Source organism: Streptantibioticus ferralitis, assembly GCF_029223525.1.
GTDB lineage: Bacteria > Actinomycetota > Actinomycetes > Streptomycetales > Streptomycetaceae > Streptantibioticus_A > Streptantibioticus_A ferralitis.
This window is the reverse complement of the sequence record NZ_JARHTQ010000008.1, coordinates 78360-92651: the sequence shown is the minus strand read 5'-3', so window position 1 is coordinate 92651 and position 14292 is coordinate 78360. Positions and strand designations below refer to the sequence as shown.

At 69.7% G+C, this 14292-nt stretch carries 16 protein-coding genes; 10 read left to right on the top strand and 6 right to left on the bottom strand.

Features of this window, described 5'->3' with window-relative positions; translation table 11 throughout:
* Window positions 1-3: 3 nt before the first annotated feature.
* The 6 genes from sufU to P2L57_RS14735 all read left to right on the top strand — a co-directional run bounded on the left by sufU (window position 4) and on the right by P2L57_RS14735 (window position 4970).
* Window positions 4-459 (top strand): Fe-S cluster assembly sulfur transfer protein SufU, encoded by a 456-nt coding sequence (gene sufU, locus P2L57_RS14760; protein WP_275814054.1) that lies wholly within the window; start codon window positions 4-6, stop codon window positions 457-459.
* Window positions 456-791 carry a metal-sulfur cluster assembly factor gene (locus P2L57_RS14755; RefSeq protein WP_275814051.1) on the top strand — a complete coding sequence of 112 codons (336 nt, stop codon included), beginning with the start codon at window positions 456-458 and terminating at the stop codon, window positions 789-791. The genes sufU and P2L57_RS14755 overlap by 4 nt, the downstream gene beginning before the upstream one ends.
* Before the next feature lie 102 nt (window positions 792-893).
* On the top strand, window positions 894-1214 hold the full coding sequence (locus tag P2L57_RS14750) for a DMT family transporter (protein WP_275814048.1): 321 nt from the start codon (window positions 894-896) through the stop codon (window positions 1212-1214).
* A 1-nt stretch (window position 1215) separates the two neighbouring features.
* Window positions 1216-1752 (top strand): TetR/AcrR family transcriptional regulator, encoded by a 537-nt coding sequence (locus tag P2L57_RS14745; RefSeq protein WP_275814044.1) that lies wholly within the window; start codon window positions 1216-1218, stop codon window positions 1750-1752.
* Between the two features lie 85 nt (window positions 1753-1837).
* Window positions 1838-2830: a 2,3,4,5-tetrahydropyridine-2,6-dicarboxylate N-succinyltransferase gene (dapD, locus tag P2L57_RS14740; RefSeq protein ID WP_275814041.1), complete on the top strand. Its 993-nt coding sequence runs from the start codon at window positions 1838-1840 to the stop codon at window positions 2828-2830.
* Window positions 2831-3434: 604 nt separating this feature from the next.
* Window positions 3435-4970, top strand: coding sequence for a hypothetical protein (locus tag P2L57_RS14735; RefSeq protein WP_275814038.1), 1536 nt, complete (start codon window positions 3435-3437; stop codon window positions 4968-4970).
* 10 nt (window positions 4971-4980) lie between these two features.
* On the opposite strand, the gene P2L57_RS14730 is transcribed toward P2L57_RS14735, so the two are convergent.
* On the bottom strand, window positions 4981-5790 hold the full coding sequence (locus tag P2L57_RS14730; RefSeq protein ID WP_275814034.1) for an NAD-dependent epimerase/dehydratase family protein: 810 nt from the start codon (window positions 5788-5790) through the stop codon (window positions 4981-4983).
* A gap of 234 nt (window positions 5791-6024) precedes the next feature.
* Here P2L57_RS14730 and P2L57_RS14725 point away from each other — a divergent pair, with 234 nt between their 5' ends.
* Complete coding sequence (locus P2L57_RS14725) at window positions 6025-6957, top strand: 5-dehydro-4-deoxyglucarate dehydratase (RefSeq protein ID WP_275814031.1); 933 nt, start codon at window positions 6025-6027, stop codon at window positions 6955-6957.
* A complete protein-coding gene (locus P2L57_RS14720) occupies window positions 6957-8180 on the top strand; it encodes a hypothetical protein (protein ID WP_275814029.1) in 1224 nt (407 codons plus the stop codon). The genes P2L57_RS14725 and P2L57_RS14720 overlap by 1 nt, the downstream gene beginning before the upstream one ends.
* Window positions 8181-8806: 626 nt before the next feature.
* Here the strand turns inward: P2L57_RS14720 and P2L57_RS14715 are convergent.
* The 3 genes from P2L57_RS14715 to P2L57_RS14705 all read right to left on the bottom strand — a co-directional run bounded on the left by P2L57_RS14715 (window position 8807) and on the right by P2L57_RS14705 (window position 9397).
* Entirely contained in the window at window positions 8807-8929 is a 123-nt protein-coding gene (locus P2L57_RS14715; protein WP_275814026.1) for a hypothetical protein, read from the bottom strand.
* On the bottom strand, window positions 8926-9075 hold the full coding sequence (locus P2L57_RS14710) for a hypothetical protein (protein ID WP_275814023.1): 150 nt from the start codon (window positions 9073-9075) through the stop codon (window positions 8926-8928). The genes P2L57_RS14715 and P2L57_RS14710 overlap by 4 nt, the downstream gene beginning before the upstream one ends.
* A 166-nt stretch (window positions 9076-9241) precedes the next feature.
* Complete coding sequence (locus P2L57_RS14705) at window positions 9242-9397, bottom strand: hypothetical protein (RefSeq protein WP_275814020.1); 156 nt, start codon at window positions 9395-9397, stop codon at window positions 9242-9244.
* A 331-nt stretch (window positions 9398-9728) separates the two neighbouring features.
* On the opposite strand from P2L57_RS14705, the gene P2L57_RS14700 reads away from it, so the two are divergent.
* Window positions 9729-10961, top strand: coding sequence for a helix-turn-helix domain-containing protein (locus tag P2L57_RS14700; RefSeq protein ID WP_275814017.1), 1233 nt, complete (start codon window positions 9729-9731; stop codon window positions 10959-10961).
* A gap of 267 nt (window positions 10962-11228) precedes the next feature.
* Here P2L57_RS14700 and cutA read toward each other — a convergent pair whose 3' ends face one another.
* Together cutA and P2L57_RS14690 are read right to left on the bottom strand one after the other, a co-directional pair.
* Window positions 11229-11561, bottom strand: a complete 333-nt coding sequence (gene cutA, locus P2L57_RS14695) for a divalent-cation tolerance protein CutA (RefSeq protein WP_275814014.1) — start codon at window positions 11559-11561, stop codon at window positions 11229-11231.
* Window positions 11562-11792: 231 nt separating this feature from the next.
* On the bottom strand, window positions 11793-12563 hold the full coding sequence (locus P2L57_RS14690) for an IclR family transcriptional regulator (protein WP_275814011.1): 771 nt from the start codon (window positions 12561-12563) through the stop codon (window positions 11793-11795).
* Between the two features lie 136 nt (window positions 12564-12699).
* Between P2L57_RS14690 and P2L57_RS14685 the strand changes: the two genes are divergently transcribed.
* Window positions 12700-14232 (top strand): aldehyde dehydrogenase (NADP(+)), encoded by a 1533-nt coding sequence (locus P2L57_RS14685; protein ID WP_275814008.1) that lies wholly within the window; start codon window positions 12700-12702, stop codon window positions 14230-14232.
* Window positions 14233-14292: the final 60 nt, after the last annotated feature.

The following is a 14292-nucleotide window of genomic DNA, read 5'->3' as shown; positions in this document are numbered from 1 at the left end:
GCTGTGAAGCTTGATTCGATGTACCAGGAAGTGATCCTGGACCACTACAAGCACCCGCAGGGGCGGGGTCTGCGGGACGGCGACGCGGAGGTGCACCACACCAATCCGACGTGCGGCGACGAGATCACGCTGCGCGTGAAGCTCGACGGCGGGCGGGTCGAGGACGTGTCGTACGAGGGCCAGGGCTGTTCGATCAGCCAGGCCAGCGCCTCCGTGCTGCACGAGCTGCTGGTCGGCAAGGAGCTGGCCGAGGCGAGCAAGGTCCAGGAGCTGTTCCTGGCGCTGATGCAGTCCAAGGGGCAGCTCACGCCGGATGACGCGATGGAGGAGGTGCTGGAGGACGCCGTGGCGTTCGCCGGTGTCTCCAAGTACCCCGCACGCGTGAAGTGTGCCCTGCTGAGTTGGATGGCGTGGAAGGACGCGACCGCACAGGCGCTGTCCGTGAAGGAGACGGCATGAGCGAGAACGAGACCACCACGAAGCCCGCCACCGAGGAAGAGATCCGCGAGGCGCTCTACGACGTCGTCGACCCCGAGCTGGGCATCGACGTGGTCAACCTCGGCCTGATCTACGGCATCCACATCGACGACTCCAATGTCGCGACCCTGGACATGACCCTGACCTCGGCGGCCTGTCCGCTGACCGACGTCATCGAGGACCAGGCGAAGTCCGCGACCGAGGGCATCGTCAACGACCTCAAGATCAACTGGGTCTGGATGCCGCCGTGGGGCCCCGACAAGATCACCGACGAGGGCCGCGAGCAGCTGCGGGCGCTCGGCTTCAACGTCTGAGGCCATTCGACGGCCCCCATGCCACTGGCGTGGGGGCCGTTTTTCATGCGTTCACCCCGCGTTTATGTACGGCCGTACACAACGATGCGTACACTCGTACACATGGGATATCTGATGCTGACCGGCGCCATCTGCGCCGAGGTCCTGGGGACCACGTCGATGAAGTTCAGCCATGGCTTCACCAGGCTGTGGCCGTCACTGGGGACGCTGGTCGGCTACCTGGTCGCGTTCGCGCTGCTCGCGCAGACGTTGAAGACCATGCAGGTCGGCACGGCATATGCGATCTGGGCGGGGGTAGGGACAGCCGCGGTGGCCGCCATCGGGATGGCCTTCCTGGGGGAGACCGCGAACCTCGCCAAGCTGATCGGAGTCGTCCTGGTGATAGCCGGAGTGGTCGTGCTCAACCTCGGCGGGGCGCACTGAGATGGCTCGGAGGTACGACCCCGAGCGGCGGCAGCGGATCATCGACGCGGCGATCCGGGTGGTGGGCGAACGCGGTATCGCGGGGCTGAGCCATCGCGCGGTGGCCGCGGAGGCGGATGTTCCGCTGGGGTCGACCACGTATCACTTCGCGACTCTGGACGACCTGCTGGTCGCGGCGCTTCGACAGGTGAACACGGTGCTGTTCGAGGATCTCGGGCGGCGGGCGGAGCGGATCGCCCCCGACGCCGATCTCGCCGGTGAACTCGCCGATCTGGTGGGCGAGTCGCTGACCGAGAAACGGGACCGCAGCATCCTTGAGTATGAGATCTATCTGACCGCGCTGCGCCGCGGCCCGGTGCGGCCGATCGCCGCGGAGTGCGTGGACGGCATGGTCGACGTCCTCTCGGCGCGCACCGGCCGGGCCACCGCGCAGGCGCTGGTCGCGCTGATCGACGGGATCTCGCTCCAGGTGCTGCTCACCGGACGCGACTACGACCGCGAACAGGCCCGCGCGATGATCGCCAGACTCCTCGACTGACCCGCTGCCGCGCCCGCACGGAATCGATATTCCGGCATCCGGGCCGGTTGGGCATCGCCCCCGGCCAGCGACTAGCGTTCGGTGCATGACTGAAACGACTGCCCCTTCCCGCGCAACCGGCGCCGTCGCGGCCGGACTCGCCACCATCGCCGCTGACGGCACCGTCCTCGACACCTGGTTCCCGGCCCCCGAACTGGTCGCGGAGCCCGGCCCGGCCGGGACCGAGCGGTTGTCCGCCGAGCGTGCCACCGAGCTGCTGGGCGAGACCGCGCCCAACGCCCTCGGATCCGACCCGCGGCGCGGGGTCGAGGTCGTCGCGGTCCGTACGGTCATCGCGTCGCTGGACGACAAGCCGCTGGACACGCACGACGCGTACCTGCGCCTGCACCTGCTCAGCCACCGGCTGGTCCACCCCAACGGGCAGAGCCTGGACGGGATCTTCGGCCTGCTGGCCAATGTCGCCTGGACCTCCATCGGCCCGGTGCCGGTGGACAACGTGGAGCGCGCCCGGCTCGCCGCCCGCGCCGAGGGGCTGCACCTCTCGGTGTACGGCGTCGACAAGTTCCCGCGGATGACCGACTACGTGGTGCCCTCCGGCGTGCGCATCGCCGACGCGGACCGGGTGCGCCTCGGCGCCCACCTGGCCGCGGGCACCACCGTCATGCACGAGGGCTTCTGCAACTTCAACGCGGGCACGCTGGGCACCTCCATGGTCGAGGGCCGGATCAGCCAGGGCGTCGTGGTCGGCGACGGCTCCGACATCGGCGGCGGTGCCTCGATCATGGGCACTCTCTCCGGGGGCGGTAAGCAGATCGTCTCGATCGGCGAGCGCTGCCTGCTCGGCGCCGAGGCGGGCCTCGGCATCTCGCTCGGTGACGACTGCGTCATCGAGGCGGGCCTCTACGTCACCGCGGGCACCCGGGTCACCCTGCCGGACGGCCAGGTGGTCAAGGCACTTGAGCTGTCCGGCGCCGACAACCTGCTCTTCCGCCGCAACTCCATGACCGGCACGGTCGAGGCGCTGCAGCGCACCGGCTCGTGGGGCGGCCTCAACGCGGTACTCCACAGCCACAACTGACGCCTCCCGCCCATCGATCCGGCGCCGACCCGGTGGGCCGATGCCGGATCGATGTGGATGAGGCCTCTCCGGCGCGGGTCTGTATTCGATTCGGGTACGGCTGGTTCGTCACCGCCGGGCTCCGCCGCAGTGGCGGAGATTCTCCTACGATCACCCGATCGTGGCCTCCATCACGGGAGCGAAGAATCCTTCCGCCGCGACCGTGAGCAACCACCACGGCGGAGACCGGCGGTCACGCGACCACCGTGACCAGGGGTGCTCCGGCGCGAAGGCGCTCCCGCCGCTACGGCGAGCAGCGGAGCCCGGCGGTGCCGCACCCAGCCGCACCCTGGAGCCGGCATCCCGGTCACCTTCCCTGTCCCTGTCGGCTTCGGTGAGAAGAACGTTACGGACCCTTGCGGTCAGGTTCTGTCCGCGATCGGTACTCGCCTACCGTAAGAGTGAGCTCGCGTACCGTAATGTGCGTTCCGGTCTGGGGTAATAGGGGTCCGGAAGAGGTGAATCGGGCAGCAGCCCGCGCGATACGTCTAGGCTGGGACGCGAGCGCTCGCGCGCCTCCGGATTCCGGTCCCGGTCCTTATCTCGTACGAGGAGAACACCCCCCATGGCTGCTGACAGCCGCGACATGCCGCCGGTGCGGCTGCTTCCCGACGTCGAACTCGCGCGGCTCGCGCTCGCCGCGCCGTTGTTCCAACGGGCGGTGCGGCTCGCCCGGTGGGCCGCGCCGCAGGTGCGCATTGACGCGACCGCCGAACTGGTCGAGGACGAACTGGCCCGCGCGGTCGTCGAGTTGGAACTCGGCGACGAGCCGGAGGGCGACACCGAGGCCGCCGACGCCTGGGCGTTCGCCGTGGACACCGGATTGGTGGAGGTGGACCTCGCCGAGGAAGCGACCGGGTCGGAGGAACTGTCCGAACAGGGCGGAACGGCCGTTCCCGGCAAGGCGCTTGAACTGCTGACCCGCGGCGGGCCGCGCGATGTCATCGAACTGTGGCGGATCGGTCTGGAGTCGGTGGTCGCCGAGGCCTCGGAGCCCGGGCTGACCGAACTGTTCGACGACCTGGACGGCGAGGGCCCGGCGGAGCCGGAGTGGGACCCGCAGGAGGAGGCCGCGTTCCTGGACGGTGCGCTCGCCAACCTCTATCTGCTGACCGCGCTGGAGGCGTTCGACACCGACTCGAACGGCGACGCTCCCGGCACGGCGCACGGGAACGCCGCCTCGGCCAGGGCGGTGCCGCTGCCCGTACTGGCCGCCTCGATGGTGGTGCCGGACGACATGGACGTACCGACCGACGCCGTGCTGGAGGAGGTGTCGGACGCGATGATGCGGCTGGACGACCACTTCCGGCTGCTCGCCCCGACCGGTCTGGTCGACTACCAGCCGGTGGACGACGCGCTGATCTCGGAGGACCCCGAGGCGGCGGAGGAGCCGGAGGCCGCCGGGGAACTGCCCGAGGAGTTGGGCGAGGAGGAGGTCTCGCGGTACGGAATGGTGCGCCTGACCCCGCTCGGCGTACTGGGCGTACGCGATCGGCTGGCCGACGCCGGGGTGCACGCCCCCGCGCTGGGCGACCTCGCCGGACAGGACGCCGCTGTACTCCTCGACGCGCTGGTCTCCTACCCCGAGGCGGCGGCCTACGTGGAGGGCGAGCACTGGCTGGCCAGGCGCTCGCCGGTGGACGCCGCCCGGGAACTGCTGGCCGCCGCACGCGGCAGCGATCCGGGCGCGCCCGCGCGGCGCCTCGCCTGCCAGCAGACCCTCAGCCGGTTGGGGACGGATGCCGAGCCCGCGCTGCGCGAGGTGCTGGACGACCGTGAGCTGGGCGGACTCGCCCGGGTGTGGCTGGTGGAGCGCGGCGCCGCGGATGTGCCGGCGCCCGATCAGGCGATGGTCTTCTGGCTCACCATCGATACCATCGCCGCGCAGCTCGACGTCGACGACGACCCCGAGCTGCTGGGCGACCTGGTGCGCGATCTGGTGGCCCGGCACGATGGCTTCTTCGACGCGGCCTGGCGGGTGGACCACCCGTCGACCGCCGAGGTGCTGGAGGCGATGGGCCGGTTGCACCCGGACCGTAAGACCGCGAAGGAAGCCCGCAAGGCGGCGTTCAAGGCGCGGTCCTCGGCCGGGCGCGGCTAGCGAACGCCGCTCAGTGCGGCCACATGGGCGGACGGGTGCAGAAGCTGCCGCCGAGATGGGTGTGGTCGGGATCGTCCGGGGTGAGTTCGCCGTGCTTGGCGATGAGTTCCGCGGCGTACTGCTCGGAGTCGTCCTGCGGCTCGTATCCGAGTGCGCGCGCCGGTGAAAGATCCCACCACAGGCGGGTGTTGGCGGAGCTGCCGTAGACCACGGTGTGCCCGACGTTCTCGGCCGTCAGCGCCGCGTGGAACAGCCGGGCACCGTCGGCCGGGCTCAGCCAGAGCGACAGCATGCGCACCGTGGTCGGCTCGGGGAAGCAGGAGCCGATGCGCACCGAGACGGTCTCGATGCCGTGCCGGTGCCAGTACAGCGAGGCGAGATCCTCGCCGAACCCTTTGGACAGCCCGTAGTAGGTGTCCGGGCGGTGCGGGATCTCGACGGGGATCAGCGGGTCGTCGCCGACGGGTCGTGGAACGAAGCCGACGGCGTGGTTGCTGGAGGCGAAGACGATCCTGCGCACCCCTTCGGCGCGCGCGGCCTCGTACAGGTTGTAGACGCCCTCGATGTTGGCGCGCAGGATCTTCTCGAACGGTGCTTCCAGCGAGATCCCGGCGAGATGCAGGATCGCGTCGACGCCGCGTACCGCCTCGCGCAGGGCGTCCCTGTCGGCCAGGTCGGCGGTGATGGCGTTCGGTTCACCGGAGATGGGTAGAAGGTCGAACAGCCGCAACTCGTAGCCGTGGTCCGGCAGTAGGCCGCGCATCATGCTGCCCAGGCCGCCTGCGGCGCCGGTGAGCAGAAGGGTACGGGGAGCGGGCATCGGCGGTCTCCTCGGTTCGATCTCAGTCTCATCCATGGACAGCGTTCACATTCGTGGACACTAGAGAGCCGTAGCCGCTGCCGTCAAGGATGCTTGCCTGTGTGTGCATGCATGGGGATATTGCCGCCCTCGGCAGCGGGTTGAGTGCTTGACCGGCCGCAGGGGGCTGCCCTAGCTTGGCCTCGTTCACGCATATGTACGTGAATCACAATGCAGAACGATAGGGGTGTCTCGATGACCGCAGCGCCGCTGGCCGAGCGTCTTGACGGACTGCTGTTCTTCCCCGTGACCGCGTACGGCCCCGACGGTGAGCTGGATCTCGACGCCTACCGTGCCCATGTGCGCGGCGGTGTCGAGGCGGGTGCGGGCGCGGTCTTCGCGTGCTGCGGCACCGGTGAGTTCCACGCGCTGACCCCGGAGGAGTTCCACGACTGCGTGGCCGCCGCCGTCGAGGAGGCCGCGGGCCGGGTGCCGGTGGTCGCGGGCACGGGATACGGGACCGCGCTCGCCCTGCGGTACGCGGCGCTCGCCGAGCGGGCGGGCGCCGACGGACTGCTCGCCATGCCCCCGTACCTCGTCGCCCCCGACCAGGAAGGGCTGCTGCGGCACTACACGGCACTGGCCGCCGGCACCGGGCTCGACCTCATCGTCTACCAGCGCGACAACGCGGTCTTCACCCCGGAAACCGTCATCCGACTGGCCGATGTGCCGAACATCATCGGTCTCAAGGACGGCCTCGGCGATCTCGACCTCATGCAGCGCATCGTCTCCGCGGTCCGCACCGCGCTGCCCGGGCGGGACTTCCAGTACTTCAACGGACTGCCCACCGCCGAACTCACCGGCCTCGCCTACCGCGGCATCGGCATCACCCTGTACTCCTCCGCCGTGTTCTGCTTCGCCCCCGAGATCGCCCTCGCCTTCCACCGCGCCCTCACCACCGGCGACGACGCCACGGTGAACCGGCTGCTGGACGTTTTCTACCGGCCGCTGGTGGAACTGCGCGGCCAGGGCAGGGGATACGCGGTCTCGTTGGTCAAGGCGGGGGTACGGCTGCGCGGTGGGGAGGTCGGCGAGGTTCGGCCACCGCTCACCGAGCCGTCGGCCGCGCACATCAAGGAGCTGGGGCAACTCATCGAACGCGGGCTGGCGTTGCTGGGTGAGAGCTGATGGGTTTCACCCCGGGGAGCGCTGCCCGAGCCTCCAAGGTTTCGGTCTTCCTGTATCCATGGGATGTGGTGGGGGACCCGGACGGACCGCGGCGGATCGCGGAACTCGGCGTCAGCCAGGTCACGTTGGCCGCCGCCTACCACTCCACCCGTGCGCTGACCCCGCGCCATCCCCGGCATCGTGTCATCACCGCTGGCCACTCGGCGGTGCTCTATCCGCCGTCCGCCGAGCGCTGGCGAGGCCGGCGGCTGCGTCCGCATCCGCAGGCGTGGTTACCGGCGGCCGATCCATGGAACGAGGCGGCCGAGGCGTTGGCCGCCGCCGGTATCGACGTGCACAGCTGGGTTGTACTGGCCCACAACTCCCGTCTGGGGGAGCAGTTTCCGGACGTCCGGGTGCGCAACGCGTACGGCGACACCTACCCCTGGGCGCTGTGCATAGCCCGGCCGGAAGTGCAGCGCTACGCGGTCGACCTGGCGGCGGAGGCGGGCGCGCGCCCCGGCGCCGCCGGAGTCGAGCTGGAGTCCTGCGGCTGGTACGGCCTCGCGCATCTGCACGCCCACGACAAGACCGCTGGAGTGCCGCTCGGCGGCGGCGCGGGCTATCTGATGTCGCTGTGCTTCTGCGAGGTGTGCTGCGCGGGGTACACGGCGCTGGGCGCGAACCCCGCCGAACTGCGCCTGGCGGTGCGGGCGGCGCTTGCCCCGGTCTGGGCGGGGGAGCGCGGTCCGGGGCCCGCTGACCGCGCGGGGGAGTGGAGCGAGGTCGAGCAACTGCTGGGGACGGATGCCGCCGCGCTGACCCTGGCCTGGCGCCACCAGGTGGCCAGCCGGTTCCAGCGGGCGGCGGTCGCCGCGGTGCGGGCGGCTTCGAGCGCCGCCCGCTTCCAGGTGCTGCTGCACGCCGATCCGGCCGCGCACCGCTGCGGTGCGAACGTCGGGGTCGATCCGGCGGACGTACTGGATCATGCGGACGGTGTGGTGCTGCCCTGTACGGGAGGAGCGGCGGAGCGTGCGGCGGTGCTGGCGCCGTTCGGCGCGCGGCGCCAGGTGATCGCCGCGAACTTCACCGTCGTCTCCGGAATGGGCGGCAGTCCCCGGACACTGGCCGCCGACGCGGCGCACGCGGCTCAGCTGGGCGCCAACCAACTCCGGCTCTACCACGCCGGGTTGGCCTCCGACACCGATCTCGCCGCCGTACGGGAGGCGCTCACCGCTCTCTGATCCGGTCCGTGGACTTCTGCGCCGAGCACGGCTTCGGCTCCGAGATCGAGGTCATCAACGCCGACCAGATAGTCAGCGGGCGGTAGCCAGTCGTCGCGTCTCCACATGTCCGCAACCGTCACACAGGAGGTTCAGCAGAGGCTGGATATCCTGACCAGTCGTAGACAGGGGCCACGTGTCATGGCTGCGACACTTGACGCATGGTGTGCCCCGGAACCGTTGGATGGACCGGTACAGTTCCTCGACCTCAGAGGCGTTCATCGGACTCCAATCAACTAAGCTCGATATACCCGCACTTTGAGCACATCTCGTTGCCCTGGCCGGTGTCCTGCATGGTGCCGCCGCATCCTGGCTGTGGGCGCAATGCGATCACTCCTGTCGGCTCCGGCGTGAGGCCAGCGTCCCACGCTGCGCGGTTGTTGTGTGACCGTTGGTGCACTTGCTGACCCCTGCCGGTCGGTAACCGGACGGGTGTTCATACCGCCCAACCCGCCGAGGCGGTATCGGGGGCACCGGGAGGACAGCTCAGTGCGGGGAACGGCCTTCCCCTGCTCCGGCAAGACCCCACCGGGGGACTTCTATCCCGCCCCGATCACCGGCAGCTTCACGGCGACCGGAGCAGGCGTTCACGGGAAGTGGTAGGGGGTACTGATGATCGACAGGCCGGTGGTCAACCCCATGGTGAACGCGATCACGAAGATGAACGCCGCATCGGAGAACCGGCCCAGACGGGCCGCCGTGCGCCTCATTGCCGCCCCTTCTCCACGCAGATCGAACACGGGAAGGGGCACGGCGGAACCTCTCCACCAGGAGGGATGTACTCGATCAGCGACCGGTCAACGACCGCCGACCGAGGAATCTCATCGCTCTCCTGCACTTCGATCTCGTCGGTCATGGACGGACCACCGACACCACGCCGTGAACCGTCCGTAGGTGACGCCGCGCCAGCACCCGGTAGTCCACTTCCTTGCTCGGGTTCCGCCTCAGCCGCGCCGTTGCCTCAGCGGACTTCAGCCGCCCGCACTCTGCGCACCCATCCTGGTACGGCAGGGGTGGAGTGATCACCTGGCCACCTCCGCACCGTGGATGATGCGGGGGCCGAGATCAATGCCCATCGTGGCCAGCACCAGGGCGCACCGCCGTGGCCGTTGCTGCCGCCGCCCGTGAGCGAGCACATACGGGCGCACGATGGCCAGCGCTTCCCCATCCAGCAACATCGCCGACCGGTACGGTACCCGCCGCACCTCGGCCCGCGCGGGATCAGCCGGAGGCTGGTAGACGCGCGAGTGACGACCGGGGGATCGAGGCGTCAACCACGCCCTGCCCCTTCCAAACCATCGGCCGATAAGGTCTGTCATGTCAGCCTGCTTCCGTCAGGTTGGCCATGCCCCGGGGCCGTGTCAGCGGTCGCCGGGGTCTGTGCTCTTTCAGAGCTGCGGCCACGTGACCCCATCGAAACGCTCACCGTTGAGTCGCAGAGGAGCCAGACAGGAGGCCGCGCCGGGGGCCACAATGGGCGCAGCGGGGGGGCCAGAAAGGGGGCCAGCGGTGAGGGAGAGACAGCGGTTCGGGCAGCACCTTGCCCGGCTGCGCCGTTCGACGGGCAAGAGTCAGCGGGAGTTCGCAGAGCTGCTGTGTGCCCTGTCCGGCGTGCAGACGCTGACACGTAACGAAGTGAGCCGCTGGGAGCGCGGTGAACGACTACCGGAGACGTGGTTACCCTTCATCGCCCAGGTTGCCGGGATGCCACTGGCCGACCTTGAACGCGCGGCAGCTCCCGCACGGTGGCCCGACAACGTCCGGCCCGTAACACCGACCGTGGCGGACTTCCTCCCCGAAGGTGACCTCCTGGCGCCGCTGGTTGCCCAGACGGGCCAGCGCATCGGCGCGGGCACTGTGCAAGATCTCGTTGCTCGCGTTCATGGATTGCGACTGGCCGACGACGTGCTGGCGGGGCGTGACCTGCTGCCCCCCGCTGTGCGAGAACTGAAGTCGGCCATCCGTCTCTACCGCGAGAGCACCTTTCCCGAGGACACCGGCCAAGCGCTATTGCGCGCCATTGGCGAACTGGCACAGATCGCCGGATGGATCACGTCCGACGCGGGCGAGCACAGGCAGGCAGAGCGCATCTACCGTGTGGGTCTGTCCGCCGCGCACAGCGCCGGAGACGCCACCTTGGCCGCGAACCTCCTCAGCTCCCTTTCGTACCAAGTAGCGAACACCGGTGACGCACGCCAGGCCGTGACGATGGCACAAGCGGCCGTTGAAGAAGCCATTGGACAGGCGCCTCCTCGGGCACGCGCGCTGTACCTCGACCGACTGGCTTGGGCATACACAAAAGCTCAAGACGCCCAAGACGCCATGCGTGCCCTTGGCGAAGCAGAAGCGGCGTTGGCCGAGCACTCCCAAGAGGAAGAACCTGCCTACCTCTACTGGGTCGACGGCATCGAGCTGCAAGTGATGGAAGCCCGCGTCTACACCGAGTTGCGCCGACCACTGCGTGCCGTACCGCTGCTCACCGACGTACTCATGCGCTATGACTCCACCCACGCGCGCGAAATCACCCTGTACCGCTCGTGGCTCGCGGTCGCTCTCGTCGACGCCAACGAACCAGAGCAAGCAGCCTCAGAAGCCCATCACGTCGTCTCCACGGCGGTTGAGGTTGCCAGCGCACGCACCGCCGAACGCTCGCGCGTCGTGCTACGCCGTCTGCAGGACTTCCAAGACGTGCCGGAGGTTCGAACGGTACTCAACGACTACCGGTACCTACTGATCGCGTAGGCACGCAGCGCAACAACAGACAGCCCCGGCACGCGCAACCGGCAACGCACGCGACTAAGCCCTGTATCTGTCGTGGCCGGCCGACTCGTACCTAGCAGCCGGAGAAGTCGAGCAAGCCGCAGCCATCACCGGCCGCGCAATGGAGTTGTCAGCAGCAGTGGCGTCAGTCCGCCCGCGCCAGCGCATCGCGCCTGCCCTCCAGCAGCTCAGCGCCCACCGGGAACTGCCGTTGGTGGCCGAGACCCTGGAGAAGGCCGCAATGTGAGGTCAGCCCCTATCGTCTGGCGCAGTAGTCCGCTCGACCCACCGCAGGCACGCGTCCGACCCCGCGACGATCGGCACAGCCGAGATCTCTGGGTTTGTCCATGGGTGGTGCTGCAACAAATGTGCCTCAAGATCGGCGTACCGATCAGCACGGGTCTTGAGGAGTAGTTGCCACTCCCTACCAGTGCCGAACTCGCCCTCATGCCAGAACGCGGAGATCACCGGCCCAATGATCTGAGCCCCCGCCGCCAGCCGGGCCGAGACCACCGAGCGGGCGAGTTTCTCCGCTTCGTCGCGACTCTCGGTCGCCGTCGCTACCTGGACAAACTCAGTCATGCGCACGAGCCTAGCGTTCGGAGATCAGGTCGCATTCCGAACCACGCACGGGGCTGTGCCCCTCAAGTGCAGTGTGCCCGACGGGCGTTCCCGACCAGCATCGGCAGGTTCGGTGCTGCCTGACAGGGCGTCAACGCCCGAGAGTCGCGGCAACTCCCTGAGCATCGCGGTAGCCCGGGTCACTGACAGCCACCCGGCCGACGCCAACACGCCGCAATACCGGACGGCGACTCACAGCCGCCGGGTGGCCAGCGTCAGCCGGTCGCGGGCGTCGAACAGGGCGTCCTTGATCATCTGCTCATGGGCCGGGGTCAACCGGGCCACCGGCACCGAGCAGCTGATCGCGTCGCGCGCCGGGGTGCGGTAGGGGATCGCGACGCCGAAGCAGCGCAGCCCGAGGGTGTTCTCCTCGCGGTCCACCGCGTACCCCTGCTCACGGATCACGTGCAGTTCCTCGATCAGCTGCTCGCGGTCGGTGATGGTGTGCTCGGTCAGCGGATCGAGGGTTTCCGGGAGCATCTTGCGCACCTGCTCGTCGAAGTACGTGGCGAGCAGCGCCTTGCCCAACGAGGTGCTGTGCGCGGGCAGTCGGCGGCCGACGCGGGTGAACGGCCGCAGATAGTGCTGCGACTGACGGGTTGCCAGGTACACCACATTGGTGCCGTCGAGGCGGGCGAGGTGGATGGTCTCGGTGGTGTCGTCGGAGAGCCGGTCGAGGGTCGGCCGGGCGGCCGCCACCACCTCGTCGCCGTCGATGTACGAGGTGCCGACCAGCAGGGCGCGGACCCCGATGCCGTAGCGGGTGCCGGTCGCGTCCGTCTCGATCCAGCCGAGGTCCACCAGGGTGCGCAGCAGCATGTAGAGGCTGGACTTGGGGTAGCCGACGGCTTCCTGTACGGCGGCGAGGCTGTGCATGCCGGGGCGGCCCGCGAAGAACTCCAGCAACTCCACGGTGCGGACCGCCGACTTGACCTGGGACCCGCCGCCCTCGCCCACAGTCATGATCCGACCCCTCTTGTCCGAGTGGGGCGCCGCCAGTAGGCTCCCCACAGGATTCACAAACGAAGACGGCGTTCAGTATACCGAACAGGCAATGTTCTGGTTGAGGGAGCCCTGGAGGTTCACGGTGGTTGTACCGGTGGCCGTACCAGTCTGGAGCGTCGACCCCCGCACAGGGAAGCAGCGGGAGCAGGTGACCGTGGAAGCCACCGCCGACCAGGTCGACACGGCGGTACGGGCAGCGGCCGCCGCCGCCCCAGCCCTCGCCGACCGCCCGGTTCGCGCCGCGCTGCTGCGCACCGCGGCCGACCTGCTGGAGGCGGAGCGGGAGCGGGTCGTGGCGACCGCCGACGCCGAGACCGCGCTCGGCGCGAACCGGCTGACCGGTGAACTCGCCCGTACCACCTACCAGTTGCGCGCCTTCGCGGACGTGGTGGACGAAGGCGCCTTCCTGGACGTGATCATCGATCACGCGGACCCGGACGCGCTGCCCGTACCCCGCCCGGATCTGCGCCGCTACAAGGTGCCGCTCGGGGCCGTCGCCGTCTACGCGGCCAGCAACTTCCCGCTGGCGTTCTCCGTCCCCGGCGGGGACACCGCAAGCGCGCTGGCCGCCGGATGCCCCGTCGTGGCCAAGGCGCATCCCGGCCATCCGGCCACCTCGCAGCTGTGCGGGGCGATCCTGCGCCGCGCGGCCGTCGCGACCGGGCTGCCGGAGGACACCGTCACGGTCGTGCACGGCTTCCAGGCCGGTGTCGACCTCATCGAGCATCCGCTGATCAGCGCCGCCGGATTCACCGGCTCCATCCCCGGCGGGCGCGCGCTGTACGACGCGGCGGCCGCCCGGCCGCGGCCGATCCCGTTCCACGGCGAACTCGGCAGCCTCAATCCGGTGATCGTCACCGCCGCCGCCGCGGCCGAACGCGCCGAGCGGATCGGCAGCGGTCTCGCCGCGTCCTTCACCCTCGGGGTGGGCCAGTTCTGCACCAAGCCGGGACTCGTCCTCGCACCGGCCGGTGCCGACGGCGACCGCCTGGTCAAGGCGCTGACCGAGGCCGCCGCCGAAGCGCCCTCCGGTGTGCTGCTGGACGGCCGGATGCGCGATCACTTCCTCGCCGGGGTGCGGGAGCGTGCCCGGCTGCGCGACGTCGCCGCGCCCGTCGAGCCCGGTGAGGACGGTGCGAATGCGGTACGGCCGGGCTTCCTGACCGTCCCCGCGTTCCGGCTCACCCAGGACGGCCCCCACGAACTGCTGACGCAGGAGTGCTTCGGGCCGGTCACCGTCATCGCGCGCTACGAGAACGACGCTGAGGCCGCCGCCGTCCTCGCCCGGCTGCCCGGCAACCTGACCGCCACCGTCCAGCTGTCCGCGGCGGAGGCCGCCGGGGAACAGGGCGCGGCCGCCGAGCTGATCGCCCGGCTCACCCCGCTCGCCGGACGTGTCCTGGTCGACGGCTGGCCGACCGGCGTCGCCGTCGCCCCCGCGCAGCACCACGGCGGGCCCTACCCGGCCACCACATCGGTCTCGACCTCGGTCGGCGGTACGGCGATCGAGCGCTGGCTGCGTCCGGTCACCTACCAGGACACCCCGCCCGCGCTGCTGCCGCCCGAGCTGCGGGACGACAATCCGCTCGGTCTGCCGCGACGCGTCGACGGCCAGCGGTACCACTGAACTGGGCGTGCGGTGCGGCTATCCTGGGCGCCGCTCGGGCCCGTACCGCAACTCAGCCGC

Coding starts and splice junctions, on each gene's coding strand:
- P2L57_RS14755 (WP_275814051.1), top strand. CDS start 456: ATGAGCGAGAACGAGACCACCACGAAGCCCGCCACCGAGGAAGAGATC.
- P2L57_RS14750 (WP_275814048.1), top strand. CDS start 894: ATGGGATATCTGATGCTGACCGGCGCCATCTGCGCCGAGGTCCTGGGG.
- P2L57_RS14745 (WP_275814044.1), top strand. CDS start 1,216: ATGGCTCGGAGGTACGACCCCGAGCGGCGGCAGCGGATCATCGACGCG.
- dapD (WP_275814041.1), top strand. CDS start 1,838: ATGACTGAAACGACTGCCCCTTCCCGCGCAACCGGCGCCGTCGCGGCC.
- P2L57_RS14735 (WP_275814038.1), top strand. CDS start 3,435: ATGGCTGCTGACAGCCGCGACATGCCGCCGGTGCGGCTGCTTCCCGAC.
- P2L57_RS14730 (WP_275814034.1), bottom strand. CDS start 5,790: ATGCCCGCTCCCCGTACCCTTCTGCTCACCGGCGCCGCAGGCGGCCTG.
- P2L57_RS14725 (WP_275814031.1), top strand. CDS start 6,025: ATGACCGCAGCGCCGCTGGCCGAGCGTCTTGACGGACTGCTGTTCTTC.
- P2L57_RS14720 (WP_275814029.1), top strand. CDS start 6,957: ATGGGTTTCACCCCGGGGAGCGCTGCCCGAGCCTCCAAGGTTTCGGTC.
- P2L57_RS14715 (WP_275814026.1), bottom strand. CDS start 8,929: ATGAGGCGCACGGCGGCCCGTCTGGGCCGGTTCTCCGATGCGGCGTTC.
- P2L57_RS14710 (WP_275814023.1), bottom strand. CDS start 9,075: ATGACCGACGAGATCGAAGTGCAGGAGAGCGATGAGATTCCTCGGTCG.
- P2L57_RS14705 (WP_275814020.1), bottom strand. CDS start 9,397: ATGTTGCTGGATGGGGAAGCGCTGGCCATCGTGCGCCCGTATGTGCTC.
- cutA (WP_275814014.1), bottom strand. CDS start 11,561: ATGACTGAGTTTGTCCAGGTAGCGACGGCGACCGAGAGTCGCGACGAA.
- P2L57_RS14690 (WP_275814011.1), bottom strand. CDS start 12,563: ATGACTGTGGGCGAGGGCGGCGGGTCCCAGGTCAAGTCGGCGGTCCGC.